18 protein-coding genes and 1 other RNA gene are annotated in these 26,688 nt (G+C 65.2%); 8 read left to right on the top strand and 11 right to left on the bottom strand.

Annotated elements, in window-relative coordinates; translation table 11 throughout:
- Positions 1-23 precede the first annotated feature (23 nt).
- Complete coding sequence (gene aqpZ, locus CR917_RS09885; RefSeq protein WP_054915596.1) at positions 24-722, top strand: aquaporin Z; 699 nt, start codon at positions 24-26, stop codon at positions 720-722.
- On the opposite strand, the gene guaD is transcribed toward aqpZ, so the two are convergent.
- From guaD to xdhA, 4 genes are all read right to left on the bottom strand, one after another.
- Entirely contained in the window at positions 719-2,023 is a 1,305-nt protein-coding gene (guaD, locus tag CR917_RS09890) for a guanine deaminase (RefSeq protein WP_058542039.1), read from the bottom strand. The two genes, aqpZ and guaD, sit on opposite strands and share 4 nt — an antisense overlap.
- A gap of 10 nt (positions 2,024-2,033) precedes the next feature.
- The gene (gene xdhC, locus CR917_RS09895; RefSeq protein ID WP_104572230.1) at positions 2,034-2,879 is read right to left on the bottom strand and encodes a xanthine dehydrogenase accessory protein XdhC; all 846 of its coding nucleotides are present in this window, start codon (positions 2,877-2,879) and stop codon (positions 2,034-2,036) included.
- A 103-nt stretch (positions 2,880-2,982) separates the two neighbouring features.
- Entirely contained in the window at positions 2,983-5,382 is a 2,400-nt protein-coding gene (xdhB, locus tag CR917_RS09900; RefSeq protein WP_078480256.1) for a xanthine dehydrogenase molybdopterin binding subunit, read from the bottom strand.
- Positions 5,375-6,829: a xanthine dehydrogenase small subunit gene (gene xdhA / locus CR917_RS09905; RefSeq protein WP_104572231.1), complete on the bottom strand. Its 1,455-nt coding sequence runs from the start codon at positions 6,827-6,829 to the stop codon at positions 5,375-5,377. The genes xdhB and xdhA overlap by 8 nt, the downstream gene beginning before the upstream one ends.
- A gap of 279 nt (positions 6,830-7,108) precedes the next feature.
- Here xdhA and CR917_RS09910 point away from each other — a divergent pair, with 279 nt between their 5' ends.
- From CR917_RS09910 to ffs, 6 genes are all read left to right on the top strand, one after another.
- A complete protein-coding gene (locus tag CR917_RS09910) occupies positions 7,109-7,768 on the top strand; it encodes a GntR family transcriptional regulator (RefSeq protein ID WP_043862359.1) in 660 nt (219 codons plus the stop codon).
- Between the two features lie 2 nt (positions 7,769-7,770).
- Positions 7,771-11,259, top strand: coding sequence for a chromosome segregation protein SMC (gene smc, locus CR917_RS09915; RefSeq protein WP_104572232.1), 3,489 nt, complete (start codon positions 7,771-7,773; stop codon positions 11,257-11,259).
- A gap of 203 nt (positions 11,260-11,462) precedes the next feature.
- Positions 11,463-12,332, top strand: coding sequence for a cell division protein ZipA (gene zipA, locus CR917_RS09920; protein ID WP_043862361.1), 870 nt, complete (start codon positions 11,463-11,465; stop codon positions 12,330-12,332).
- Positions 12,333-12,452: 120 nt separating this feature from the next.
- A complete protein-coding gene (gene ligA, locus CR917_RS09925) occupies positions 12,453-14,807 on the top strand; it encodes an NAD-dependent DNA ligase LigA (RefSeq protein ID WP_054915589.1) in 2,355 nt (784 codons plus the stop codon).
- Positions 14,808-14,966: 159 nt separating this feature from the next.
- On the top strand, positions 14,967-16,124 hold the full coding sequence (locus CR917_RS09930) for a putative zinc-binding metallopeptidase (RefSeq protein WP_104572233.1): 1,158 nt from the start codon (positions 14,967-14,969) through the stop codon (positions 16,122-16,124).
- Positions 16,125-16,221: 97 nt separating this feature from the next.
- Positions 16,222-16,318, top strand: an RNA gene (gene ffs / locus CR917_RS09935) — signal recognition particle sRNA small type.
- Between the two features lie 156 nt (positions 16,319-16,474).
- Here ffs and CR917_RS09940 read toward each other — a convergent pair.
- Positions 16,475-16,801, bottom strand: a complete 327-nt coding sequence (locus CR917_RS09940) for a hypothetical protein (RefSeq protein WP_104572234.1) — start codon at positions 16,799-16,801, stop codon at positions 16,475-16,477.
- 362 nt (positions 16,802-17,163) lie between these two features.
- On the opposite strand from CR917_RS09940, the gene CR917_RS09945 reads away from it, so the two are divergent.
- Positions 17,164-17,496 carry a hypothetical protein gene (locus CR917_RS09945; protein WP_043862365.1) on the top strand — a complete coding sequence of 111 codons (333 nt, stop codon included), beginning with the start codon at positions 17,164-17,166 and terminating at the stop codon, positions 17,494-17,496.
- 53 nt (positions 17,497-17,549) lie between these two features.
- Here the strand turns inward: CR917_RS09945 and CR917_RS09950 are convergent, their stop codons facing one another.
- The 6 genes from CR917_RS09950 to bcsZ are packed head-to-tail and all read right to left on the bottom strand — an operon-like array spanning position 17,550 to position 26,684.
- Complete coding sequence (locus CR917_RS09950) at positions 17,550-18,713, bottom strand: cell division protein FtsQ (RefSeq protein ID WP_146094996.1); 1,164 nt, start codon at positions 18,711-18,713, stop codon at positions 17,550-17,552.
- Positions 18,713-20,128 carry an MBOAT family protein gene (locus CR917_RS09955; protein WP_043862367.1) on the bottom strand — a complete coding sequence of 472 codons (1,416 nt, stop codon included), beginning with the start codon at positions 20,126-20,128 and terminating at the stop codon, positions 18,713-18,715. Before CR917_RS09955 ends, CR917_RS09950 begins: the two co-directional genes overlap by 1 nt.
- Positions 20,129-20,146: 18 nt before the next feature.
- The gene (locus CR917_RS09960; protein ID WP_054915585.1) at positions 20,147-20,818 is read right to left on the bottom strand and encodes an alginate O-acetyltransferase AlgF; all 672 of its coding nucleotides are present in this window, start codon (positions 20,816-20,818) and stop codon (positions 20,147-20,149) included.
- Positions 20,815-21,474: an SGNH/GDSL hydrolase family protein gene (locus tag CR917_RS09965; protein WP_043862368.1), complete on the bottom strand. Its 660-nt coding sequence runs from the start codon at positions 21,472-21,474 to the stop codon at positions 20,815-20,817. Before CR917_RS09965 ends, CR917_RS09960 begins: the two co-directional genes overlap by 4 nt.
- An 18-nt stretch (positions 21,475-21,492) precedes the next feature.
- The gene (locus CR917_RS09970; RefSeq protein ID WP_104572235.1) at positions 21,493-25,470 is read right to left on the bottom strand and encodes a cellulose biosynthesis protein BcsC; all 3,978 of its coding nucleotides are present in this window, start codon (positions 25,468-25,470) and stop codon (positions 21,493-21,495) included.
- Entirely contained in the window at positions 25,446-26,684 is a 1,239-nt protein-coding gene (gene bcsZ, locus CR917_RS09975; RefSeq protein ID WP_104572236.1) for a cellulose synthase complex periplasmic endoglucanase BcsZ, read from the bottom strand. Before bcsZ ends, CR917_RS09970 begins: the two co-directional genes overlap by 25 nt.
- Between the last annotated feature and the right edge of the window lie 4 nt (positions 26,685-26,688).

A 26,688-nucleotide genomic window follows, 5' to 3' on the forward strand; every position in this document is an offset into this window, starting at 1 on the left:
TACCACTTCTTGAGGACTGACTGATGTCGATGCCCATGAGCAAACGCATGGGAGCTGAATTGATAGGGACGTTCTGGTTGGTGTTGGGGGGTTGTGGCAGCGCGGTACTGGCTGCGTCTTTTCCGATCGGCATTGGCCTGGTCGGTGTCTCCATGGCTTTCGGGCTGACTGTGCTGACCATGGCATTCGCCATCGGTCATATCTCCGGTTGTCACCTCAACCCTGCGGTATCGCTGGGCCTGGTCGTGGGCGGGCGGTTTCCGCTCAAGGACCTGGTGCCGTACGTGATCGCCCAGGTGGTGGGCGCCATCCTGGCTGCCGGCGTGATCTACCTCATCGCCAGCGGCAAGGCCGGCTTCGAGCTGTCGAACGGGCTTGCCTCGAACGGCTATGGCGAGCATTCGCCGGGGCAGTACTCGCTGGGGGCAGGTTTTGTCAGCGAGGTGGTGATGACCGCGATGTTCATTCTGATCATCATGGGCGCCACCGATTCGCGGGCGCCGGCCGGCTTTGCGCCGATCGCCATCGGGCTGGCGCTGACGCTGATCCACCTGGTGTCGATACCGGTTACCAACACGTCGGTGAACCCGGCACGCAGCACCGGGCCGGCGCTGTTCGTCGGTGGCTGGGCGCTGCATCAGCTGTGGCTGTTCTGGGTGGCGCCGCTGATCGGGGCAGTGATCGGCGGCGCGTTGTACCGCGGCCTGTTTCGAACGCCTTAGCGCTGGTGCACGCTGCGCCCGGCGGCAAAGGTTTCGCGAATGGTACGGTCGTCGCCCAGGGTGGTCAGCACGAACAGGGTCTCCTCGATGCTGCCGGACTGCTGGAGACGGTAGTCCAGCAGCGGGGTGGCCTTGTAATCGAGCACGATGAAGTCGGCGTCGCTGCCCGGTTGCAGGGTGCCGATGCGCTCCTCCAGGTTCAATGCCCGCGCACCGCCCAGGGTGGCCAGGTACAGCGACTTGAACGGGCTCAGGCGTGCGCCCTGCAACTGCATGACCTTGTAGGCTTCGTTCAGGGTGTACAGCAGCGAGAAGCTGGTGCCGGCGCCCACGTCGGTACCCAGGCCGACCTTGACCTTGTGCTGCTCGGCCTGGGGCAGGTTGAACAGGCCGCTGCCCAGGAACAGGTTGGAGGTCGGGCAGAACGCCACGGCCGAACCGGTCTCGGCCAGGCGCTGGCACTCGGCATCGCACAGGTGAACGGCGTGGGCGAACACCGAGCGCTCGCCCAGCAGTTCGAAATGGTCGTACACATCCAGGTAGCCGCTGCGCTCGGGGAACAGCGCCTTGACCCACTCGATCTCCTTGAGGTTTTCGCTCAGGTGGGTGTGCAGGTACAGGTCCGGGAACTCCTTGAGCAACTGGCCGGCCAGGGCCAGCTGTTGCGGGGTGCTGGTGGGCGCAAAGCGCGGGGTCACCGCGTAGTGCAGGCGGCCCTTGCCGTGCCAGCGCTGGATCAGCGCCTTGCTGTCGGCGTAGCCCGACTCGGCGGTGTCGGTCAGGTAGTCGGGGGCGTTGCGGTCCATCATCACCTTGCCGGCGATCAGGCGCAGGTCCAGGCGCTCGGCTTCCTCGAACAGGGCGTTGACCGAGGCAGGGTGCACGCTGCCGAACACCAGCGCCGAGGTGGTGCCGTTGCGCAGCAGCTCCTTGAGGAACAGCTTGGCCACCTTGTCGGCGTGAGCCTTGTCTTCGAACTGGCGCTCGCACGGGAAGGTGTAGGTGTTCAGCCAGTCCAGCAACTGCTCGCCGTAGGAGCCGATCATGCCGGTCTGCGGGAAGTGGATATGGGTATCGATGAACCCCGGGGTGATCAATGCGTCCTGGTAGTGCACCACTTCGATGTCGGCGTCCAGGCCTGGCAGCAGTTCGCTGGCGTGGCCGATGGCGCTGATCTTGCCCTGGTCGATGACCAGCAGGCCGTCTTCGAAATATTCATACGATGCTTCGACGCCCACCTCGGCAGGGTCGGCGAGGCTGTGCAGCAGGGCGGCACGGTAGGCTTTGCGGGTTGCGCTCATGTGGCTCTCGTCAAATGGCTTGGCTGCGCCGTGACGGCGGCAGCAGTTTGGCAATGGGTTGGGTGGTGGCCGAGCCGGTATGCTGGCCGAAGTTCGCGTTGTAGGTGGCGATGATTTCGGCGGCGATGGACACGGCGATCTCGATCGGCAGCTTGCCCTTGACCTCGGCCAGGCCCATCGGGCAGCGCATGCGTGCCAGGCTGTCGGCGGCAAAGCCGCGCTCGCGCAGGCGGTGCTCGAACTTCACGCGCTTGGTCCTGGAGCCGATCAGGCCGAACCAGGTGAAATCGTTGCGCTTGAGGATCGCGGCGGTCAGTTCCAGGTCCAGTTGATGATTGTGGGTCATGACGATGCAATAGCTGCCGGTGGGCAGTTCATCGACCTCGTCGACCGGTTCCTCGCTGACGACCTTGCTCACCCCCGTGGGGATGATGTCGGGGAATTCCTGCTCGCGCGAATCGATCCAGCGTACCCGGCAGGGCAGCGCGGCGAGCAAGGGTACCAGAGCGCGGCCGACATGGCCTGCGCCGAATACCGCGATCTGCGCCTGCACGCCGCCCATGGGCTCGAACAGCAGCACGGTGGCGCCGCCGCAGCACTGGCCAAGGCTGGCGCCGAGGCTGAAGCGCTCCAGGTGGGTGGTTTCGCGGCCTTCGGCAAGCATCTGCCGGGCGATGTGCATGGCCTTGTATTCCAGGTGCCCGCCGCCGATGGTGTCGAACAGCTGGGTCGCGCTGACGACCATCTTCGAGCCGGCATTGCGTGGGGTGGAGCCCAGCTCTTCGATGATGGTCACCAGCACGCAGGGTTCGCCCCGGGTGTGCAGGTCGGACAGGGCGTTGATCCAGGTGTGCATAGTCGGTTGCCTCTTGAGTGCCTGATCGGGCCTCTTCGCCGGCAAGGCCGGCTCCTACAGCAATCGCGCCCTGTAGGAGCCGGCCTTGCCGGCGAAAGGCGCACTACGGTGTAACGGTTTCCACCTCGGCAGCCGCCTGCCGGCCCGCCACCACCTTGCGCATCTGCTCGCAGCCCCACAGCACCCGCTCGGGGGTGGCCGGGGCATCGATCTGCGGTTGCTCGCGATAATCCGCCAGGCTGGCCACTGCATCCTTGATCGCGCACCACGGCGCGATCCCCAGCATGAACGGCGGCTCGCCCACCGCCTTGGAATGGAACACCGTGTCCTCGGGGTTCTTGCGGTTCTCCACCAGCTTCACCCGCAGGTCCACCGGCATGTCCGCCACCGCCGGGATCTTGTAGCTGGCCGGGCCGCTGGTCATCAGCTTGCCCTTGGCGTTCCACACCAGTTCCTCGGTGGTCAGCCACCCCATGCCCTGGATGAAACCGCCCTCCACCTGGCCAATGTCGATGGCCGGGTTCAGCGAGGCGCCCACGTCATGCAGGATGTCGGTGCGCAGCATCTTGTACTCGCCGGTCAGGGTGTCGACGATCACCTCGGCGCACGCCGCGCCGAAGGCGAAGTAGTAGAACGGGCGCCCGCGCGCCTGGCTGCGGTCGTAGTAGATCTTCGGGGTCTTGTAGAAGCCGGTGCTCGACAGCGACACCTGGGCAAAGTAGGCCTGCTGCACCAGGCTCTCGAAGGTGAGGATTTCATCGCGCACGCGCACGTGCCCGTTGCGAAACTCGACGTCTTCTTCACTGACCTTGTACTGGCGCGCGGCAAACTCCACCAGGCGCTGCTTGAGGATTTCGGCCGCGTTCTGCGCCGCCTTGCCGTTCAGGTCGGCGCCGCTGGACGCCGCCGTGGGCGAGGTGTTGGGCACCTTGTCGGTGTTGGTGGCGGTGATCTGTATGCGGCTGAAGTCCACCTGGAACACTTCGGCCACCACCTGGGCCACCTTGGTGTTCAGGCCCTGGCCCATCTCGGTGCCGCCGTGGTTGAGGTGGATGCTGCCATCGGTGTAGATGTGCACCAGCGCACCGGCCTGGTTGAGAAAGCTGGCGGTGAACGAGATGCCGAACTTCACCGGGGTCAGCGCCAGGCCCTTTTTCAGCACCGGGCTGTTGGCGTTGAAGCGGCGGATCGACTCGCGGCGCTGCTGGTAGTCGCTGCTGGCTTCGAGCTCGGCGGTGATTTCCTCGAGCATGTTGTGCTCGACTGTCTGGTAGTAGTGGGTGACGTTGCGCTCGGTCTTGCCGTAGTAGTTGGCCTTGCGTACCGCCAGCGGGTCCAGTGCCAGGTGGCGGGCGATGCGGTCCATCACCTCTTCGATGGCAACCATGCCCTGCGGGCCGCCAAAGCCGCGGTAGGCGGTATTGGAGGCGGTGTTGGTCTTGCAGCGGTGGCCGTTGATGGTGGCGTCGCCCAGGTAGTAGGCGTTGTCGGAGTGGAACATCGCACGGTCGACGATGGAGGCCGACAGGTCCGGCGAGCAGCCGCAGTTGCCGGCCAGTTCCAGGTTGATGCCATGCAGGCGGCCGCTGTCATCGAACCCCACGTCGTATTCGATATAGAAGGGGTGGCGCTTGCCGGTCATCAGCATGTCCTCGACCCGTGGCAGGCGCATCTTGGTCGGCTGCCCGGTCAGGCGCGCGATCACCGCGCACAGGCAGGCGGGGCTGGCGGCCTGGGTTTCCTTGCCGCCGAAGCCGCCGCCCATGCGGCGCATGTCCACCACGACCTTGTTCATCGGCACGTCCAGCACTTCGGCCACCAGCTTCTGCACCTCGGTGGGGTTCTGCGTGGAGCAGTACACGATCATGCCGCCATCCTCGGTGGGCATCACCGAGGAGATCTGGGTTTCGAGGTAGAAGTGCTCCTGGCCGCCGATATGCAGGGTGCCCTGTACCCGATGCGGGGCGCTGGCCAGCGCGGTGACCGAATCGCCGCGCTGGTGGGTGTGGCTGTCGAGCACGAAATGCTTCTTGCGCAGGGCCTGAACCACATCCAGCACCGGCTCCAGGTCTTCGTATTCGATGATCGCGGCCATCGCTGCGCGGCGGGCGGTGTCCAGGTCGCAGGCGGCCACGGCCAGCACCGGCTGGCCGACGAACTCGACGGTATCGATGGCCAGCAGCGGGTCGCCCGGCAGCAGCGGGCCGATGTCCTTCAGGCCCGGGATGTCTTCGTGGGTGATGGCGATGCGCACGCCTTCGATGGCGTAGCACGGGCGGGTGTCGATGCTCAGCACCCGTGCATGGGCGCGGTCCGACAAGCGAGCGTACACATGCAACTGGTTGGGGAATTCGAGGCGGTCATCGATATACACCGCCTCGCCGGACACATGCTTGTCGGCGCTGTCGTGCTTGATGCTGCGCCCGACGCCACTGGTCAGGCCCTGGGCGAACAGCTCGGCCAGTTCGGCCTGGCTCCTGGCCACGTGAGGATGGTTAGACATAGGCGGTCACCCGGGTTTCGATGTGCGGCGTGTGCAGTTCGATGAAGTACTTGCGCAGCAGGTTCTGCGCGCCGAGCAGGCGGTATTCCTTGCTGGCCCTGAAGTCCGACAGCGGGGTGAAGTCTTCGCCCAGCGCCTGGCAGGCGCGCTCGATGCCGGCCTGGTTGAACGGCTTGCCGAGCAGGGCGGCTTCACAGGCACGGGCGCGCTTGGGGATGGCGGCCATGCCGCCGAAGGCGATACGTGCCTCGGCCACCATGCCGTTGTCGATGCGCAGGTTGAAGGCGGCGCACACCGCCGAAATGTCGTCGTCCAGTCGCTTGGACACCTTGTAGGCCCGGAACGCCCAGGCCAGGTTGGCCCGCGGCACGATGATCTTCTCGATGAACTCGCTTTCCTGGCGTGCGGTGATGCGGTAGTCGATGAAATAGTCTTCCAGCGCCAGGGTGCGTGTGTCCTGACCCCGGCGCAGCACGATCTGCGCACCCAGGGCGATCAGCAGGGGCGGCGAATCGCCGATCGGCGAGGCGTTGCCGATGTTGCCGCCCAGGGTGCCCTGATTGCGGATCTGCAGCGAGGCGAAGCGGTGCAGCAGTTCGCCGAAGTCGGGGTATTCACGGCTCAGCGCGTCATAGCAGTCGGTGAGCGGTGTGGCGGCGCCGATTTCCAGGCGATCGTCAAAGGCCTCGACCCGCTTCATCTCGGCGACGTTGCCCACGTAGATCATCACCGGCAGGGTCTTGTGGAACTGCGTGACCTCCAGCGCCAGGTCGGTGCCGCCGGCCAGCAGGCGGGCTTCGGGGTGCGAGCCGTACAGCTCGGCCAGGTCGGCCACGGTCAGCGGCACCAGGCAGCGCTTGTCGCCGCTGTTGAGTTCGCCGGTTTCCTTGGGCGCAATCGCCTGGAGCCGGGCGATGGTCTGTGCCTGGGCGCTGTCGAACTGGTCGGGGGCGGCCTGGCAGCAGGCCTGCTCGGCGGCTGCCAGGATCGGCCGGTAGCCGGTGCAGCGGCACAGGTTGCCGGCCAGGGCCTCCTGGGCGCGGTGCAGGTCGGGGGCGTCGCTGTTCTTCTGCAGGGCAAACAGCGACATCACGAAGCCCGGGGTACAGAAGCCGCATTGCGAGCCATGGCAGTCGACCATGGCCTGCTGCACGCTGTGCAGCTTGCCCTGGTGCTTGAGCCCTTCGACGCTGATCAGCTGCTTGCCATGCAGCGACGAGACGAACGTCAGGCACGAATTGAGGCTGCGATAACGCAGGTGCTGCCGGCCGTGTTCATCTGCAGCCAGTTCACCGACCACGACGGTGCAGGCGCCGCAATCGCCGCTCGCGCAGCCTTCCTTGGTACCGGGTTTGCCCAGGTGCTCGCGCAGGTACTCGAGCACCGTCAGGTTGGGGTCCAGGGCATGCTCACTGCGCAGCTCCTGGTTGAGTAGAAACTGGATCACGGAAGGCCTCACAAGCGAATTATTGTTGTTGAGTGGACGGGGTCGACTGTAGGCAGACTTGACTTGCCGGTCAACTGCTTTCTGACTTCAAGGTCAGCTTTTTGTGCGTGCTGATCCTGTCATCCTCGATAGCCTCTGTATTCAGCATAGAACCGGGGCCGGGTTGACGATTGTTTTGCTTCAATCGTGCCAACTGCGTGCCTGTGCCGCTGCGCGAGGTGCAGGCAAGTGCGCTACAATCGGCGCTTGTGCACAGTTCAATGATTTTGAAGGAAAACCATGACGTTCAAGGCGCCGGACAGCCTCTCCGAGCAAATTGCCCATTACCTGGCCGAGCGGATCATCCGCGGTGAGCTCAAACCTGCCGAGCGCATCCAGGAACAGAAGGTCACCCAGGCGCTCAATGTCAGCCGTGGCTCGGTGCGCGAGGCACTGCTGATACTCGAGCGCCGGCACCTGGTGACCATCCTGCCGCGCCGTGGCGCGCAGGTTACGGCGCTCAACGAGCACAACGTGCGCAGCCTCTGCACCCTGATGAGCGAGCTGTACATCCTGCTGGGCAATGCCGTGGCCAGCGCGCCGCGCAGCGAAGCCGAACTTGCACCGTTTCTGGTCATCCAGCAGCGTCTGCACGCCGCCAGTGCGCGCCAGGACATCAAGGCCTTCGTCGAAGAGAGCTTCGCGGTGATGCGCGCCGCGTACCCGTTCGCCAACAACCCCTACCTGCAGGAAACCGTCGAGAACCTGCAGCCGGCCATGAGCCGCACCTATTACCTGGCGCTGGACCAGCGCAAGGCCAACATGAACGACTTCCTGGTGCTGTTCGCCCAACTGCTCGAAGCGGTGGTGGGTGGCGACCTGCCGCGTATCCGCGAGGTGCTGACGCAGTACTGCGAGCGCAGTTGCACGCTGGTGCTGTCCTCGCTGGTTGCTGGCTGAGCATGCGCCTCAAGTGCATTCGCCTGGCGGGGTTCAAGTCGTTCGTCGACCCGACTACCGTCAACTTCCCCAGCAACATGGCGGCCGTGGTCGGCCCCAATGGCTGCGGCAAGTCCAACATCATCGATGCGGTGCGCTGGGTGATGGGCGAAAGCTCGGCGAAAAACCTGCGTGGCGAGTCGATGACCGACGTCATCTTCAACGGCTCCACCAGCCGCAAGCCGGTCAGCCAGGCCAGTATCGAACTGGTGTTCGACAACAGTGACAACACCCTGGTGGGCGAGTATGCCGCCTATGCCGAGATCTCGATCCGGCGCAAGGTGACCCGCGACGCGCAGAACACCTATTACCTCAACGGCACCAAGTGCCGTCGGCGCGACATCACCGATATCTTCCTGGGTACCGGCCTGGGCCCGCGCAGCTACTCGATCATCGAGCAGGGCATGATCTCCAAGCTGATCGAGGCCAAGCCCGAAGAGTTGCGCAACTTCATCGAAGAGGCCGCCGGCATCTCCAAGTACAAGGAGCGCCGCCGCGAAACCGAAAACCGCATCCGCCGCACCCACGAGAACCTGGAGCGCCTGACCGACCTGCGCGAAGAGCTGGAACGTCAGCTCGAACGCCTGCACCGCCAGGCCCAGGCAGCGGAGAAGTACAAGGAATACAAGGCCGAGGAGCGTCAGCTCAAGGCCCAGCTGGCGGCCCTGCGTTGGCGTGCGCTGAACGATCAGGTGGGCCAGCGCGAGGCGATCATCGGCGACCAGGAAGTGGCCTTCGAGGCCCTGGTGGCCGAGCAGCGCAATGCCGATGCGAGCATCGAGCGCCTGCGCGACGGTCACCACGACCTGTCGGAGCGTTTCAACCTGGTCCAGGGGCGCTTCTACTCGGTAGGCGGCGACATCGCCCGGGTCGAGCAGAACATCCAGCACGGCCAGCAGCGCCTGCGCCAGTTGCAGGATGACTTCAAGGAAGCCGAACGCGCGCGTCTGGAAACCGAATCGCACCTGGGCCACGACCGCACCTTGCTGGCGACTCTGGGCGAAGAGCTGGAGATGATCGAGCCCGAGCAGGAACTGTCGCTGGCGGCAGCCGAGGAGGCCGCCGCGACTCTTGAGGAAGCCGAGACCACCATGCGTGGCTGGCAGGAGCAGTGGGACAGCTTCAACACCCGCTCCGCCGAGCCGCGCCGCCAGGCCGAGGTGCAGCAGTCGCGCATCCAGCAGCTGGAGCAGAGCCTGGAGCGCGTCTCGGAGCGCCAGCGCAAGCTGGGCGAAGAACGCGACCAGTTGAGCGCCGACCCTGAAGATGCGGCCATCCTGGAACTGAACGAACAACTGGCCAGCAGCGAATTGCTGCTCGAAGACCTGCACCTGGAAGAACAGCAGGTGATCGAGCGCCTCGACGCGCTGCGCGAGCAATTGCAGCAGGCCGCCCAGGCGCAGCAGCAGGCCCAGGGTGAACTGCAGCGCCTGGGTGGCCGGCTGGCATCGCTCGAAGCCTTGCAGCAGGCCGCGCTGGACCCAGGCAGCGGTACCCTCGACTGGTTGCGCGCGCAGGGCCTGGAGCAACGCCCACGCCTGGCTGAAGGCCTGCGCGTGGAGCCGGGTTGGGAGCTGGCGGTGGAAACCGTGCTGGGCGCCGACCTGCACGCGGTACTGGTGGACGACCTGGCCGGGCTCGACCTGACGGGCTTCGAGCAGGGCGAGTTGCGTCTGCTGGAGGCCGCCGGCACCGGCAAGCGTCTTGCCGGCAGCCTGCTGGACAAAGTACAGGGCGGCGTTGACCTGGCCCCCTGGCTGGGCCAGATCAAGCCGGTCGAGAGCCTCGAGCAGGCATTGAGCCTGCGCGGCCAGCTGGCCGACGGCCAAAGCCTGATCAGCCGCGACGGCTACTGGGTAGGGCGCCACTTTTTGCGGGTCAGCCGTGGCAACGATGCCCAGGGTGGCGTGCTGGCCCGTGGGCAGGAGCTTGAGCAACTGGGCCTGGAGCGTCTGGAGCAGGAAGCTGCCCTGGAGCAGCTCGAAGCGCAGTTGCTGGCCCTGCGTGAACAGCAGCGCGTGCAGGAAGACAGCCGTGAACAACTGCGTCGTCGCACCCAGGAAGAAGCCCGCCAGCAAGGTGAGCTCAAGGCCCGTCTGTCGGCCGGCAAGGCCCGCGCCGAGCAGCTGACGTTGCGCCGCCGGCGCCTTGAAGAAGAGCTGGCCGAGCTGCTGGAACAGCGCGCCATCGAACACGAAAGCCTGGGCGAGTCGCGCCTGCACCTGCAGGAAGCCCTCGACCTGATGGCCCACGACACCGAACAGCGCGAGGCCTTGCTGGCCCAGCGCGACAACCTGCGCGAACGCCTCGACCGCGTGCGCCAGGAAGCCCGCCAGCACAAGGACCACGCCCATCAGTTGGCGGTGCGCCTGGGCTCGCTGCGTGCCCAGCACGACTCCACGCGCCAGGCCCTCGAGCGCCTGGAGCTGCAGTCGGAGCGCCTGAACGAAAAGCGTGAACAACTGAGCCTGAACCTGGAGGAGGGCGAGGCGCCTCTCGAAGAGCTGCGCATGATGCTCGAGGCGCTGCTGGAAAAGCGCATGAGTGTCGACGAGGAAATGCGTCAGGCACGCCTGCACATGGACGAGGCCGACCGCGAACTGCGCGAGGCCGAAAAGCGTCGTACCCAGGCCGAACAGCAATCTCAGCTGCTGCGCGGTCAGCTCGAACAGCACCGCATGGAATGGCAGGGGCTGAGTGTGCGGCGCAAGGCCCTGCAGGAACAGTTGCAGGCTGACGGCTATGATCTGGAAGGCGTGTTGGCGACCTTGCTGGCCGAGGCCAGCGAGCAGGAGGCTGAACTTGAGCTGGAGCGCATCGATGCGCGCATCCAGCGCCTGGGCGCGATCAACCTGGCGGCCATCGACGAGTACCAGCAGCAGTCCGAGCGCAAGCGCTACCTCGACGCCCAGGATGCCGACCTGGTCGAGGCCCTCGATACCCTGGAAAACGTGATTCGCAAGATCGACAAGGAAACCCGCAACCGCTTCAAGGATACCTTTGATCAGATAAATGCCGGATTACAGGCACTTTTCCCAAAAGTTTTCGGTGGTGGCAGCGCTTATCTGGAACTGACGGGCGAAGATCTACTCGATACAGGGGTAACGATCATGGCGCGCCCGCCAGGCAAGAAGAACAGCACCATCCATCTGCTCTCGGGCGGCGAGAAGGCGCTGACGGCCCTGGCCCTGGTGTTTGCCATCTTCAAGTTGAACCCGGCACCGTTCTGCATGCTCGACGAGGTCGACGCGCCGCTGGACGATGCCAACGTCGGACGCTATGCGCGCCTGGTCAAGGAGATGAGCCAGACCGTGCAGTTCATCTATATCACCCACAACAAGATCGCCATGGAAATGGCCGATCAACTGATGGGGGTGACCATGCACGAGCCCGGTTGCTCGCGGCTGGTGGCGGTGGACGTGGAGGAGGCGATGGCCATGGTCGACGCCTGAAAAACGGATATAACGCACGAACTTGCAGCAAATGCCCCTGTCAGTTGCGACAGACGGTGTAAAGTTATCTTTGGTCGTGCTAGCTTAATGTAAATTTTTCTATGCGTGGGTAAAACGCCTGTCAGAACATAGAGTTGGCGCCACGTTTTAAAGGGGTTTAAACCCTTTATTTTTCAGCATTTTTCACAGAGGCACGGGATTACATGGAAATCGGTCTGCGCGAGTGGCTGATCGTCATCGGCATCATAGTCATTGCCGGTATTCTTTTTGACGGCTGGCGTCGCATGCGCGGCGGCAAGGGCAAGTTGAAATTCCGTCTGGACCGCAGCTTCTCCAACCTGCCGGACGAAGAGACCAGCGCCGAAGTGCTGGGCCCGCCGCGGGTGCTTGACGACCACAAGGAGCCCCAGCTCGACGAGCACGACCTGCCGTCGATGACGGCTGCGCGCGAGCAGCGCGAGCCGAAGGTGGGCAAGGGGTCCAAGCGCGCCAAACGTACCAGCGAGCCGCAGCAGGGCGACCTGAACCTGGCGGCCGAGCCACGCGAGCCTGACCTGTTCGGCAATGCCGACGACGACTTCCCGGACGAAAGCCCCAAGAGCACCGGCTTCGGTGCCAGCGAAGGCAAGGACCTGCCGCCGGTCGAGGAAGTGCTGGTGATCAGCGTGATTGCCCGCGACGAGAGCGGCTTCAAGGGCCCTGCGCTGCTGCAGAACATCCTGGAAAGCGGCCTGCGCTTTGGCGAGATGGACATCTTCCACCGTCACGAAAGCATGGCCGGCAATGGCGAAGTGCTGTTCTCCATGGCCAACGCGGTCAAGCCTGGGGTGTTCGACCTGGACGACATCGACCATTTCAGCACCCGTGCGGTCAGCTTCTTCCTTGGCCTGCCGGGCCCGCGCCATCCCAAGCAGGCGTTCGACGTGATGGTGGCGGCGGCGCGCAAGCTGGCCCATGAACTGAATGGCGAGCTTAAGGATGACCAGCGCAGCGTGATGACTGCGCAGACCATCGAACACTACCGCCAGCGCATCGTCGAATTCGAGCGCCGCGCCCTGACCCAGAAACGCTGACAGGTATGGCCGCTCCCTGCAGGAGCTGGCCTTGCCGGCGAAAGCTGCCCCGCCGATCCACCGATTTGAACGCCAAGAGCAGCCCCGAGCTGCTCTTTTGCTTTGCAAGAGACGACACACATGACCGCCCAAACCCGCATCCTCGAACTGCGTGCCGAACTCGACCAGCACAACTACCGCTACTACGTGCTCGACGAGCCAAGCGTCCCGGACGCCGAATACGATCGCCTGTTCCGCGAGCTGCAGGCCCTGGAGGCCGAACACCCCGAGCTGGTCACCCCCGATTCCCCCACCCAACGGGTGGGCGGCGCGGCGCTCTCGGCCTTCACCCAGGTGCGTCACGAGGTGCCGATGCTGAGCCTGGGCAACGCCTTCGAGGAAAATGACCTGCGCGAGTTCGACCGGCGCGTGGTCGAAGGCCTCGACCTGCCGACCGGCGACCTGTTCGGCGCAGGGGCGGCGGTGGACTACAGCTGCGAACCCAAGCTCGACGGCCTGGCGGTCAGCCTGTTGTACCGTGACGGCCTGCTGGTGCAGGGCGCCACCCGTGGCGACGGCACCACCGGCGAAGACATCAGCGTCAACGTGCGCACCATCCGCAACGTGCCGCTCAAGCTGCAGGGCAAGGGCTGGCCGGCAGTGCTGGAGGTGCGCGGCGAAGTGTTCATGAGCAAGGAGGGCTTCGAACGGCTGAACGCAGCCCAGGCCGAGATCGGCGGCAAGACCTTCGCCAACCCGCGCAACGCCGCCGCCGGCAGCCTGCGCCAGCTCGATTCGAAGATCACCGCCAGCCGCCCCCTGGAGTTCTGCTGCTATGGCGTGGGCCAGGTGTCCGAGGCCATCGCCGACACCCATATCGGCACCCTCGAAAAGCTCAAGGGCTGGGGCATGCCCATCAGTCGCGAACTGCGGCATGCCGCCGGTATCAAGGAATGCCTGGACTACTACCGTGACATCGGCGAGCGGCGCAACGCGCTGCCCTACGAGATCGACGGGGTGGTGTTCAAGGTCAACAGCCTGGCCTCGCAACGTGAACTGGGCTTTCGTGCCCGTGAGCCGCGCTGGGCGATAGCGCACAAGTTCCCGGCCATGGAAGAACTGACCGAGGTGCTCGACGTCGAGTTCCAGGTTGGTCGCACCGGTGCGGTAACGCCCGTCGCACGGCTCAAGCCGGTCAAGGTGGCCGGCGTGACCGTGGCCAATGCCACCTTGCACAACATGGACGAAGTGGCGCGCCTGGGGGTGATGATCGGCGATACGGTGATCATCCGCCGTGCCGGTGATGTGATCCCGCAGGTGATGCAGGTGGTCACCGAGCGTCGCCCGGCCGATGCGCGTGCGGTGCACATCCCTACCCAGTGCCCGGTGTGTGGCTCGCAGGTCGAGCGCACCCAGCTGGTCAAGCGCAGCAAGGGCAAGGAAACCGTCAGCGAAGGCGCGGTGTACCGCTGCGTCGGCCGCCTGGCCTGCCGCGCGCAGCTCAAGCAGGCGATCATCCACTACGTGTCGCGCCGCGCCATGGACATCGAGGGCCTGGGCGAGAAGAGCGTCGAGCAGTTGGTGGATGAAGGGCTGATTGCCTCGCCGGCAGACCTGTACCGCTTGAAATTCGAAGACATCGTCGACCTCGAAGGCTTTGCCGAGGTGTCCAGCAACAAGCTGCTGGCCGCCATTGCCGACAGCAAGCGCCCGAGCCTGGCACGCTTCATCTACGCCCTTGGCATCCCCGATGTGGGCGAGGAAACCGCCAAGGTGCTGGCGCGCTCGCTGGGCTCGTTGCAGCGCGTGATGGTGGCGTTGCCGCAGGTGCTGACCTACCTGCCGGATATCGGCCTGGAAGTGGCGCACGAGATCCACAACTTCTTCGAGGACGAACATAACCGCAGCGTCATCGCGCAACTGCTCGAGAACGGCCTGCAGTTGCAGGAGGAGGGCGAGCTGGCCGCCGAATTCGCGGCCAGTACGACCCTGGCCGGGTTGATCGCCAAGCTCGACATCCCTTCTGTCGGCCCGACGGGTGCCGAGAAGCTGGTGGCCAAGCTGCAAAGCCTTGAGCGCATCATTGCCGCCGACGGCATCGACCTGCGCCAGGCGCTGGCAGCCAAGCAGGCTGATGCGGTGCGCGAGTTCTTCCTGGTCGAGGCCAACCAGGCGCTGGCGCGCAGCGTCGAGGCGCAACTGCGCGAGTTCGGCATGCACTGGGAGAGCGAGAAGAAGGTTGCCCAGGGCTTGCCGCTGGCGGGGCAGACCTGGGTGCTGACCGGTTCGCTGGAGCGCATGAGCCGGGATGTCGCCAAGGACAAGCTGGAGAGCCTGGGGGCCAAGGTGGCGGGGTCTGTTTCGGCCAAGACCCACTGCGTGGTGGCGGGCCCGGGGGCAGGCTCCAAGTTGGCCAAGGCCACTGAGCTGGGGCTCAGGGTGTTGGATGAGGATGCGTTCGTGGCGTTTCTGTCGGAGCAGGGCATAGCGGTGTAGCGGTCACGCGGCCCGCTTCTGCCCGAAGGGCGTGGGAGCGGGCTTGACCCGCGATCGAGCGCGAAGCGCTCGCAACACCTGAGCGCACGGTGCGTCAGGCACACCGCAAGCGCTGTCACGCACATGGTGTAGGCTAGGCTCCAGCCAGGAGGTGGCCCCATGTACCCATTCTTCGAACAGCTCGTCGCCCGTATCGCCGCACCCTTCGTCAGCCAGGCACGCCGCAGCACGCGCGTGTGGCAATGCGAGTGCGGACAGTCCGTGTTCTTTCGCAACAGCCAATGCCTGGCCTGCCAGGCGTCGCTGGGCTACTGGCCCGATACCCACCATGTCGGTACCTTGCTGCCGGCCGCTGTGGACGGCCAGTGGTACCTGGACGGCCAGCCAGAACTCGGCCCGCTCAAGCGTTGCGCCAACCTCGACACCCCGGCTTGCTGCAACTGGCTGCTGGCTGTCGACGACCCCGAAGCGTTCTGCCTGGCCTGTCGCCTCAACCGCACCATCCCCGACCTGTCGTTCACCGAAAACCACCTGCGCTGGCGCAAGCTGGAAACCGCCAAGCGCCGCCTGATTGCGCAACTGCTGCACCTGGGGTTGCCGGTCACGCCCAAGCAAGGCGCAGCCGGCGAGGGCATCGCCTTCGACTTCATCGGCATCGACATTGCCGGCAATCCCCCCACCACCGGCCACGCTGGCGGCCTGATCACCCTGGATATCCGCGAAGCCGACGACGACTGGCGCGAGCAGGTGCGCGTGCAGCTTCAGGAGCCCTACCGGACCGTGCTGGGCCACCTGCGCCACGAGATCGGGCATTACTACTGGGACCGTCTGGTGGCCAACAGCGCCTGGCTGCAGGACTTCCGCCGCCTGTTCGGCGACGAGCGCGCCAGCTACGCCCAGGCCATGGAGCGCCACTACCAGCAAGGTGCTCCGCTGGACTGGGCCGTCGCCCACGTCAGCGCCTATGCCACCATGCACCCCTGGGAGGACTGGGCCGAAACCTGGGCGCACTACCTGCACATGACCGATGCGGTGGACACCGCCCTTGCGCTGGGCATGGACGCCTCGGTGATGGACCTGGACTATCCGCCGTTCGATGCCCGCAGCCTGTACCAGCCCGAGCACCCTGGGGCGCCTGCGTTCCTGGCGTTCATCAATGCCTGGGTGGAGCTGTCGGCGATGCTCAACGAGCTGTCACGCAGCATGGGCCAGACCGATTTCTACCCGTTCGTGCTGAGTGCGCCGGTGGTGGCCAAGCTGCACTTCATTCACTGCGTGATCCAGGGCGATGCCCCGGCGGCAGTCACAAGTCCTTGAGCCAGAGTGGTTTTTTCACGGTACAGAGGTTGTAACTTCGCGTCAGACCGGTACAATGGCCCCGCTCGCTGCCAGGCGAGCATCGTTATGGTGACCCCATCGGTCCCCCCGCAACGATTACCCGTAAACCTGGTCAGGCCCGGAAGGGAGCAGCCACAGCGGGAACATCGTGTGCCGGGGTGTGGCTGGTGGGGTTGCCTCCATAACGCAAGCCCTTGTCTGCCAGGGGCCGCCTCTATCCAGTTCCCTTTCCCCCGAATATGCATGCAGTGCACTGCTTTCCCTTCGCGCGCACGAAAAATGCCTGCGACCTTATCACTGTCGCAGACACCTCACTCTCTTCAGCGCTATCAGCAGGGCTCGTAAATGAACGCCTTGTAATCGCCACCCTCCCGGTAGATATAGCGCCCGATACATTCAATGTTGGCTATCTGTGCAACATAGGTAATACGGTCCGGTTTGAATTCCCGTGCCGCGGTGAGCAGCACTTTGGACAGGTCTCTTTTGACGCTTGTCACATGTTGCTCGTTGGTCTGGCTGAAATCATCATACTCGATGGCCCAGACGGTATTCACACCAGCCAACTTCTTCCATTGTTGTTCTGCCAGGAAGTTGTTGAAGTTGTCTCGTTCCGATTCCTTGTTGGTGAGGTCCAGCGAAAGCAATACCCTGATCATTGAGTCATTCCTTTGTGCGGTGCGCTAAGGGACGACGCTGCCCGCTGGCAGCGCCCGGCGGGCATGATTGCAGAAGCGCAGCGCTCGCTTCAAGACGCTGTAATTGCGCCGAAACGGCACGCCTTTGAATGTTTCTGTTTATTTTAAAGTGCCTGAAAGCCCTTTGTTCCATAAAAAGACTTTATAGCTCGTGTTTCTTTGCGTAGTAACTTTCCTACATGGCCTTGGCTAAGTTGTTTAGTTTCTGTTTTTTGGTAAATTCTTGAATTATTTTAACTCTCAGGTGATGGCCATTTAGCATTGATGGATGAAAAGCGAGTGACTAGGTTGCAAGGGAATTTCACTGCTTATGGGAGCCCACCATGACCCTCTGCCTGTTGTCCCTCGACCTGTCCAATACCGGCGAAGTTCAGCGCGTGGCCTTTTGCAAGGTGCTCAAGGACGATAACTGGAAGCGATTTCGCAATGCCGACGCCACCTGGGAGAAATCATACGAACTGGCCTACGACGCCCTTGTCGAAAAGCGCGTCAAGACCCTGCTCGAAGCTGCCGCCAATATGGCGGGTATCGAAGAACTGAGGTTCGTGGTGCAAGCCGGCGAGCAGGAGGGCTGGTGTTGCCAGCTGGAGAAGATCCACGGCATCTACCACTTCACCACGTTCGATTCAGCGGCAGATCTGAAAAAACTTGCCTGAGCATTCGCCAGCGCCCGCCGCGCCGTGTCAACGCGCGCAGCGGGCGTGGTGCCTCATGGCTTGGGGGGCAGCTGCACGTCACCCGCATAGGGCGTCTGCAGGTCGCGCTCGGGTATCTCCCAGATCACCAGCTGTGGCGGCGTCTGCCTGAACGCCGGGCTGTCGAAGTAGGCCTTGGCGGCCCCGGAGAATTCGCCGCCGTCCTTGGCGAAGTTGCCCACAGGCGCCGACAGCGCACGTTGCAGAAAGCCGACAAAGCTCGAGTTGCGCGAAAACGAGGTGCCGATCAGCGCGACGTTCGGCAGGTTGTCGTCGCCGAACAGGTCATCGAGGTTGTCGCCCGCATCGCTGACGGCCTCGGCCCGCTCGGTGATGACCGTTGGCGCCACCTGTTCCTGCGGCGGCTGCAAGGCCACTGACAGCCAATCGATGCCGGCCAGCCGCACCAGGTCCCCGGGGCGCGGTGCCAGAGGCTCCTGGCGGGTGTCGAAGGTCTTGCTGGGGGTGGCGCTCAAGCCCATGCCCTTGACCTGCTCGGCAATGGCCTGGGCAGCGGCCTGGGCGCCGGCTTCGCTCCAGTGGGTATCGGTACGCAGAAATGCACTGGCGCCCAGCGGCTGCAGGCTGGCAGTCAGGTCCAGGGTGGCCACGCCGGCCGCCTGGAGTTTCTGCACCCACTGCTGGATGCGCGCCTGCGAGACCGTGGGGCGAGTCAACCCGCACAGCTCGCTGGCGGCGATACGGCTCTTGTCCGGCACCACGCTCACCAGCAGGCGGATACCCCGTTGCTGCAAGCTGCGTTGCAGGGCGATCACCGCATCGGCCTTGGCCTGGGCGTTGTCGGCCGCGTGCCGGTCGAGCTTGAGTTCATCGCTCAGAAACAGCCACTGCGTGCAGCCCGGCCGCACCCGCGGCCCGGTGTCGCCCAGCAACAGCCAACTGCCGGCCCGTTCCAGGTCGGCGGCCTCGCTCGGCAGCGGCGCCTTGGCCAGCTCCTTGGCAATGCGGTGGGTGATTTCACCATGCAGCACCTGGCCATTGGACAGGTGCTTGTCGGGCATCAGCTCGAGCTTGCCGCTGGCCACCAGCCAGCCACACGACAGCAGGCCGGCACCCAGGAACAGCGCCAGGGTGACGCCGGCGATCGGGCTGGTGCGCAGGGCCAGTGCACTGGGGGGCGTGGGCGCTGTACTGGGAGGAGGTGTCTTCATCGTCATCAGAACTGGAAGTACAGGAAGGGGACCGAATCACGGCTGGCGATCAACGCGAACGACAGCACGAAGCCGGCCACGGGCCACAGGGCAGCGGCATGCACGAACCACGCGCGGCTGGCGAAGCGGTGCTCGGCGCGTGCCTGCCAGATCGGCAGGATGATGCACGCCACGCCCAGCAACGCCGCCAGACCGTGCACCGGGCGTACGGTGGCTGCCAGTGCCTCGCCCAGGGCAAAGCCGTGCAGGCCGAACTGGCCGGCGTACATCGACAGCGCCGTATGAAAGTCCGGGGCGCGGAACAGCGTCCAGGCCAGGCACACGAACAGCAGCGTCAGGGTGTGCGACAGCACCTTGGGGATCGCCGGCAGGCTGGAACGGCTCCAGGCCCGGTCGACGCACAGCGCGATACCGTGGGCCGAGCCCCACAGCAGGTAGTTCCAGCTGTCCCCGCCATGCCACAGGCCGGCAATGGCCATGGTCAGGAACAGGTTGCGGTAGGTGTTCCAGGTGCCGTGACGGTTGCCGCCCAGGGCGATGTACAGGTAGTCGCGCAGCCAGCTCGACAGCGACAGGTGCCAGCGCCGCCAGAAGTCCTGGATGCTGCTGGCCAGGTACGGCCGGTTGAAGTTCTCGGGAAAGTGGAAGCCCAGCATCAGGCCCAGGCCGATGGCCATGCAGCTGTAGCCGGCAAAGTCGAAGAACAGTTGCAGCGAATACGCCAGGCAGCCCAGCCACGCGTCCAGGAACGACGGGTTGTCCAGGTGGAAGGCCACGTCCACCAGCGGCGACAGGGTATCGGCCACCAGCACCTTCATGCACATGCCGATCATGAAGCGGCGCGCGCCCAGCGAGAAGTTCTGCCAGTTGAAGTAGCGCTGGTTGAGCTCGCGGCGTACCCAGTCGTAGCGGATGATCGGGCCGGCGATCGAGTGGCCGAACATCGAGATGTAGGTGGCGAAGTTCACGAAGCTGCGCTCTACCGGCACGGTATGGCGGTGCACATCCACCAGGTAGGAAATCGCCTGCAGCACGATGAACGACAGCCCCGCCGGCAACGCCACCCGCTGCCACTCCATCGGCAATGCACCGTAATAGGTGATCAGCTCGTTGTAGTTGGCGGCCAGGATGTTGGCGTACTTGTACCAGCACAGCACCAGCGTATTGAACACGATCAGCGCGGCCAGCAGGCGTATGCGCCCGCGCGAGTCCTCATGGCTGCGGTTCACCAGCAGCCCGCCAACCCACGCGACCACGGTCAGCGCCATGTGCAGCAGCAGGAACAGCGGGCTCAGCCAGCCATAGAACAGCCAGCTGCCGATCAGCAGTACGCCGTTGCGCCAGGCCGGACGGCTCAGCGCGTACACCAGCATGAAGATCGGCAAAAACAGCGTCAGGAACTCGAGTGAGGCGAATACCATGGTGGTGAAGACGTCCGATCAGTTGGAGAGCGTGTCCGTGACGGGCACAAGCTGCGGGCCGCTCGCCGTGGGCAGCAGCAATACGCTGTAGCGCTCGCCGGCCTTGAGTTCGCCCAGGTCCACCGGGCCGCCGACGTTGGCATTGGCGCACACCAGTTGCACCGACAGCTTCACCGGGTTGATCGATCTACGCTGCACGCTGGCCTCTGGCGCGTCCTTGAACAGGTCCGCCGTGCGCCCGGCAGGGCGCAGGCTTGCGCCCTGGCAGGAAGGGTCGAGGTTGACGAAGGCCAGCGAAGCCTTCAGCGCATTGAAGTCGTCGGGTTGCTCGCGTACCACGCGTTGCCGGATGCCGCTGGCGTCCTGCAGGGCGACTACCGTGGCGAATTCGCCAGGAGCAACGCTCAGCTGCAGGGCCGAGCGCTGGCCGTCACGGCTCAGGGTGCCCTTGATGGCCTTGTTGGCCGGTACCGGCAGGTACGCCGACACCGGTTTGGCCGCGTCCAGCTGCAGGCTGGCCCTGGAGCCGTCCGCCACCAGTTGCAGGGTGCCGGGGGCCGCGTTGACGAAGCGCAAGAACGCCGAGTCTTCGCTGGGGCCGGTGGGGTACAGCGCGATCTCGGCCTGGGCCAGGCCCGCGCCGAGGGCGGCGGGCAGGGCCAGCAGTACAGCGTGCAGGGCGCGCTTCATTTCTTGATGCTCGTCACGACCGGCGCCTTGACGATCTCTTCGCTGATCTTCTTGCTCCAGGCCAGGTAGCCCGGGGCGGTCAAATGCTGACCGTCGACCGTGGCCCACTCGCCTTGCTTGGAGAATTTGAGCGAGTCGACGTAGTCGCACGGCGCCACGTTGGCGGCGAGGAACTTGGAGGTCAGTTCGACGCGGGCGTAGGTCTTGCCGTACTTGCCGCCTTCGGTCCCCCAGTTGGGGCCGACCCATACGCACTTGGCCCCGGTGTTGGCGATTTCCTTGGCAAAGCTGGTGGTCTGCTGCCACAGCCAGGCCTTGGGGAAGGCCGGTTTGGTGTAGCTGGCCATGGTGTCGCCCATCACCACGACCACCAGGTCCGGCTTGTCGGCCTTGATCAGGTCGCCGATCGGCCGGGTGGCCGCCTTGCTGCCCAGTACCACGGGCTTTTCGGTGCCACGGCGCTCGGCACCGCCGCAGGTGCCAGGGGTGGCTTTGAGCCAGTCGCCGGCATTGGCGCCGCAGATACCCAGCGAGTGCACCTGGGCACCTTGCTGCACGAGGTTGTCGTGCAGGCTCTTGATCAGGTAATCGGGGGTCGCCAGGTGGCTGTCGCCGATCATCAGAATGGTCAGGCCTGCGAGAAGTGAACTAGCCATGGTTGATACTCCTGCAAATCAATTCGAATAAGGGGAACGGTACGGGTTGACGGGCAACGGCATGGCGCCGCGGCCGTCGTCGAACAGGTAGCGCAGGTACAGGCCACCGGTCCATTGCTGGTAGTCGCGGGCGTTGTCCACGCCCAGGGTGCCGCCGAAGAAGAACCCATCGCCCAGCCGGTATTCGCCACTGGCGCCCAGCGAGTAGCCGATGCCGGTCTTGCTCTGCGAGGCATAGGTGGTGCGCAGGGTCGTACCGTCCGTGGCAAAGGCCTGGGAAATTCGTTCCAGCGCCGCTTGTGACTGCCTGTCGCGGAAGTACGGTGCGCTGTCCTGCTCGATGTGCTGCATGCCCACCGAACCCTGCACCTGGTAGCTGAAGTTCGGTCCCCGCTGCGCCCAGCTGACCGGCACACCGATGGAGAAGAAGTTCTGCGGGCTGAAGTAGCCGCCGTGGCCGTAGGTGAAGAAGCTCTGGTTGTTCGCGTAATGCGCCCCGGACACGCTCAGGCCTGCGGTGAGGCGTTCATCCTGATTGTTGAGCAGGTACCAGTAGATGCCGCTGCCCAGTTCACTGCGGGTGTTGGACTCCACGTCGTGACCCAGCAGCTTGTGCCAGGAACCATAGCCGTACATGCCGTAGGTCTGATTGTCATAACCCAGTTGCAGACGACCACCGTTGGAGGTTACGCCACCCCATTGCAGGTCGGTGCGCTTGTCGCGGGCTCCGGCGAAGGAGGTCAGGCTGTCGGTGACCGAGCGCCGGGACAGGTTGAGGTTGTAGCGCCAGTTGCTGCCTTCTGCAAAGGGGCGATCCAGGCTGATGCCGCCCACGGCGGTGTTGTACAGGAAGCCTACCGGGCTCACGCCCAGGTCTGCCTTGAGGCCCTGCGACGGGCTCTCGTAGGCTACGGCCACGCCTACGCCGCTGTCCTTCTGCGAGCCGGGGCTGTCGATGTAGAAGTCCTCTGCTTCTGCAAGCAGGTCGGGTAGCGGCATGGCAAGTATGTTCCTGGCCATTTCGCTGGTGATCCCGCCAAAGCGCGAATTGGCGCTCAGCTCGTTTTTCACCCCCCCTGCGTTCAGCGACACTGGCGTGATGCGCAGGGCCAGTCGATCGTCGTTCCACGGCACGCTGATCTCCAGCGGCGCCTCCACATCGGTAATCTTGCCCAGCCCCGATTCGCTGTCGTTACCGCGGAAAGTGACGCCCTGCTTGATCTGCGGGCTGCGCGCCTCGCGAATCGTATCCAGCTCGGTCTGCAGCGCGGCGCGCGGGTCGACCGGTGCCGGCGTGGCGAGCTGCGGCGTGGCCTGGCTGGCCGTGCGCAGGCCAGGTTCGCTGTCGCGACTGGCCAGCAGCACCGGTGCGTCGAACGCCTCGCTGGCGCGGCTGCTGACCTGGGTCTGTGCCGGCTCGGGAATCTCGGCCAGCACCGTTTCGCTCAGGCGCGACTGCTTGCGCTGGCCCGGTTGGCCGACGAAGGGGTTGACGGCAATCGCCTGGCCGAAGGGGTTGAGCACGTTCTGATCCGGCGGCGCCTGCAAGGCCAGGGCCTGGGCATACAGCTGCTCGGCCTTGGCCAGCTTGCCGCGGCCACGGTAATAGCCGGCAGCACTGGTGAGAATCTGCGGGTTCTGCGGGGCCAGTTGCAGGGCCTTTTCAACGGCGCGCTCGGCCTTGTCGGCATCGCCGGCCTGTACGAAGGCCTGGGCGGCGCCCATCTGCACGTCGGCATTGTCCGGGTACTGGCGCAGCAGCGGGGTGAACAGCTCCACCGCCTTGGCCGGGTTGCGGTTGTCCAGGTACATGCGCGCCAGCGACGACACTGCCTGCGGGTCTTGCGGGCGTTGCGCCAGGGCCGGGGCGAGGGTGTCGTAGGCGGCCACCAGGTCTCCCTTTTCACGCAGCAGGTCGGCCTGGCGCACGGTGTACTGGAACACCAGGTCGTCGTAGCTGCGCTGGTCGCCGGTCTGCAGTGGCTGGCTGCGCAGCTCGCGCAGAATCTGGTTCACCTGCACGTCGTCGCCGGCCTTGAGCAGTGCGCCGGCATAGGCCAGGCGCAGGGACGGGGAGGGCGTGCTGCTCTGGGCAATGGCGGTGCGCAGCATGCCCAGCGCATGTTCGGTCTGGCCGATATCGATATAGGTCGCGGCCAGCGCCGAGAGCATGCCGGGGTTGTTGGCCGCTGCCGGTTCGGCGCGTTGCAGCAGCTTCATGGCCTGTTGGCGCTGGCCCTGTTTGGCCAGGTCTGCCGCCTGGCGGGTCAGCAGGTGCAGTTCGATCTCTTCGGCCAGGGTGTGCATGGCGGCGCTGCGCTGGGCCGTGGGCACCTGCGCCAGGCTGCGCTGGGCCGACTGCCACTCGCCCAGGCGGCTGGAGAACAGCGCGCTGGCATACAGCGCCTCGGCCCGCTGCGGGTTGGCCTTGAGCATCTCGTCGATGGTCTGGCGCGCCTTGCCGGAGGCATCGCTCTTGAGGTAGACCTGCGCCAGGTCGTAACGCGCCCACACGTTCTGCGGGTCGTTGCGCACGGCCTCTTCCAGCGCCTTGCGAGCGCCGGCCAGGTCGCCACTGCGCTCGGCGTCGCGGGCCTGGCCTACGGCGATGGCCGCGCGCAGCACGCGCAGGTCGCCCAGGCGTTCGCGCTGGGCATCGCTGAGCCCGTCGATCAGGCGCTGGCTTTCGCCCAGCTTGCCGTTCTGCGCCAGCACGCTGACCAGCCCGCGCAGCGCATCGGGGTTGCCGGCATCCAGGCTCAGGGCCTGGCGATAGGTGGTTTCGGCGCTGTCGAACTGACCCTGGGCGGCCTGCAGGTCGGCCAGGCTGATAGGCCCCTGCACCTGGCGCGGGTTCATCGCGATGGCGCGTTGCAGCAGCTCGCGGGCGTCTTGCGGATTGCCGGCGTCGCGGGCGGCATTGGCCTGGTCCAGCAGCACCCAGTAGCGGTTGCCTTGCAGGGCGCTTTGCCAGCGGCTGCTGTTGCCACGGCTGATGGCCTGCTTGAACAGTGCATCGGCGTCGCCCAGGCGGCCCTGGCGCTGGCGCACGATGCCCAGCCCGCCGAGGGCGTCGGCATCCTGCGCCTGCTCGCGCAAACGGGCCTGGAACGACTGCTCGGCCTGGGGCAGGTCGTTGGCGTCCAGCGCCTTGAAGCCGCGCACCAGGTGGCTGTTCTGGCGTTGGACGGCGCTGGCCTGGCTGGCACGGGCACCGCTCTTGAGCTGGTTGCGGATCTCTTCGTCGTCCGGGTAGGCCTTGAGGTAGGCATCGAACAACGGCACCTCGGCGGGGCGCGGCGCACCCAGCCAGGACAGGCCCTGGCGCCAGCCCTCGATCGATTCACTGCCGATCACCGGGTCGTTGGCATAGGACGCCAGCCGGCGAATGCCCTCCACCCGCGTGCTTTCGTTGCGCAGCAGCAGCTTGGCCAGGTTGAGCTTGATCTTGGGGTTGTCCGGCGACTGGCCCTGCAGGCGCTCCAGGCCCTGGCGCGCTTCCTGCCAGCCGGTGGCGGTGTAGCCCAGGTAGCTGTAGAACTCCAGGCCCAGTTCGCCCTGGGGTGCACTGCCACCGAACAGCGTGCGGTATGCCGCCACAGCCTGATCCAGCTCGCCCGATTCGGCGAGTTGGCGGGCCTGCTCCAGTTGCGCGGTGTTATCGGCGCTGTGCAGGGCGATCTCCTGTTGCAGCAACAGGGTCTGACGCTCGCCGGGGTGCGCCTGCCTGAGCTGGTCGAGGTAGCGCTTGGCGCCCTGCGGGCGATTGCCATCAAGCTCCAGCAGGCCAAGGCCGTACAACGCGTCGGCCTGCTGCGGATCGATCAGCAGCAGCTTGCGCCATGCCTCGGTGGCGCGGGTGGTGTCTTTGCGGGCCTGCCAGTATTGACCCTGTTCCAGCAGGACCTTGCCGTTCTCGCTGAGCTCGGCAAAGCTGCTGTTGTGGATCAGGGCGGCAAGCACCCCAATGGCTAGGGTTTGGCGGCGCGAGGGCATGAAGTCTCCCAGAGTGGTTGCAGCTTCCCGTCGTCGAGGAAGTGGTAACGATCATCCATGAAGCCGAGGGCGAACAGGCTCAGCACGAAGTCGTAGTAAGGGGGTTGTCTGGCCTGCAGCGCTTCGGGGCTCAGGCTTTTGCTCATCAGCTGGTCGACACGGGCACGCTGCTGTTCCTGCAGCCAGGGTTGCTGGCGCGCCTTGAAATACGGCAGCAGGGCGGCAGAAAAGCCGAACGGGCCATCGCCGCTGCTGGTGTTGGCCTGCACCTGCACTTTCTCTGGCGGTACGCCGTGGGTCGCGACACTGCGCGCCATGCCGTCGAGGCTGTCGAGGATCGGCTTGGCCAGTGGGTCCTTGGCCGGGGTCATGCCGGCCCACAGGTAGGTGCGGATGGCGTCGTAGCTGCCGGTTTCGCCCTTGACCGGGTCGATCACGAACAGGCCCTTGTCCGGGCCGGTGCCACGGTAGCCCACCCAGTCGGCCACATAGCCGTTGTGGCTCACGCCCTTGATCAGGCTGGCGGTGCTGCGGGCGATCTGGCTCCACGGCCCCTTGGGGTCGACCACCGCCAGGCGTCGCAGCACCGGCACCGGCAGGTAGCTGGGGTTGAGCTGCCAGAAGTGATCGGGCTTGGCAAAGCCCTCCACGCCGGGCAGCAGCATCATGCCCAGGCCCGGCAGCTCGGCCACTTCGCGGGCCTTGATATTGGCCAGCAGCTGGGCAGCCTGGGCGTTGTAGGCCGGGGTGTTCCACAGCCGCGCGGCCTCGCTCAGCGCGTAGGCGAACCACAGGTCGGCGTCCGAGGCCGAGTTGTGGTCCAGCAGGCGCCACTGGCCCTTGTCGTCCAGGCCCCAGATCCACCCCGGCAGGTTCTGCTTGATGTCGCCACCGGCAAGGTTGTTGCTGGCCCACAGCCAGAGCTTGTCGAAGCTGGCCTGGTCGTTGGCCACCAGGGCAAAGAACATCGCGTAGGACTGGCCTTCGGACGAGCTGTGCTGCTGCGGCGTGCTGGCATCGAGCACGCGCCCGTCGGGCTGCACGAAGTGCTGGCGAAACACCTGCCACAACGGCCAGGGGGCGGCCTGGCAGCTGTTGGCCTGGCTCACGCCGGGCAGCAGCAGGGTAAGGGCGCTGGCGCCCAGCAGGCGGCGCAGCAGCGAGCGCGGACGCCTGGCGGGCAACGGTGCGGTGTGTCCGGTTGGCAGAGGCATGCGA

The sequence above is a fragment of the Pseudomonas sp. BRM28 genome (assembly GCF_002939405.1).
GTDB lineage: Bacteria > Pseudomonadota > Gammaproteobacteria > Pseudomonadales > Pseudomonadaceae > Aquipseudomonas > Aquipseudomonas palmensis.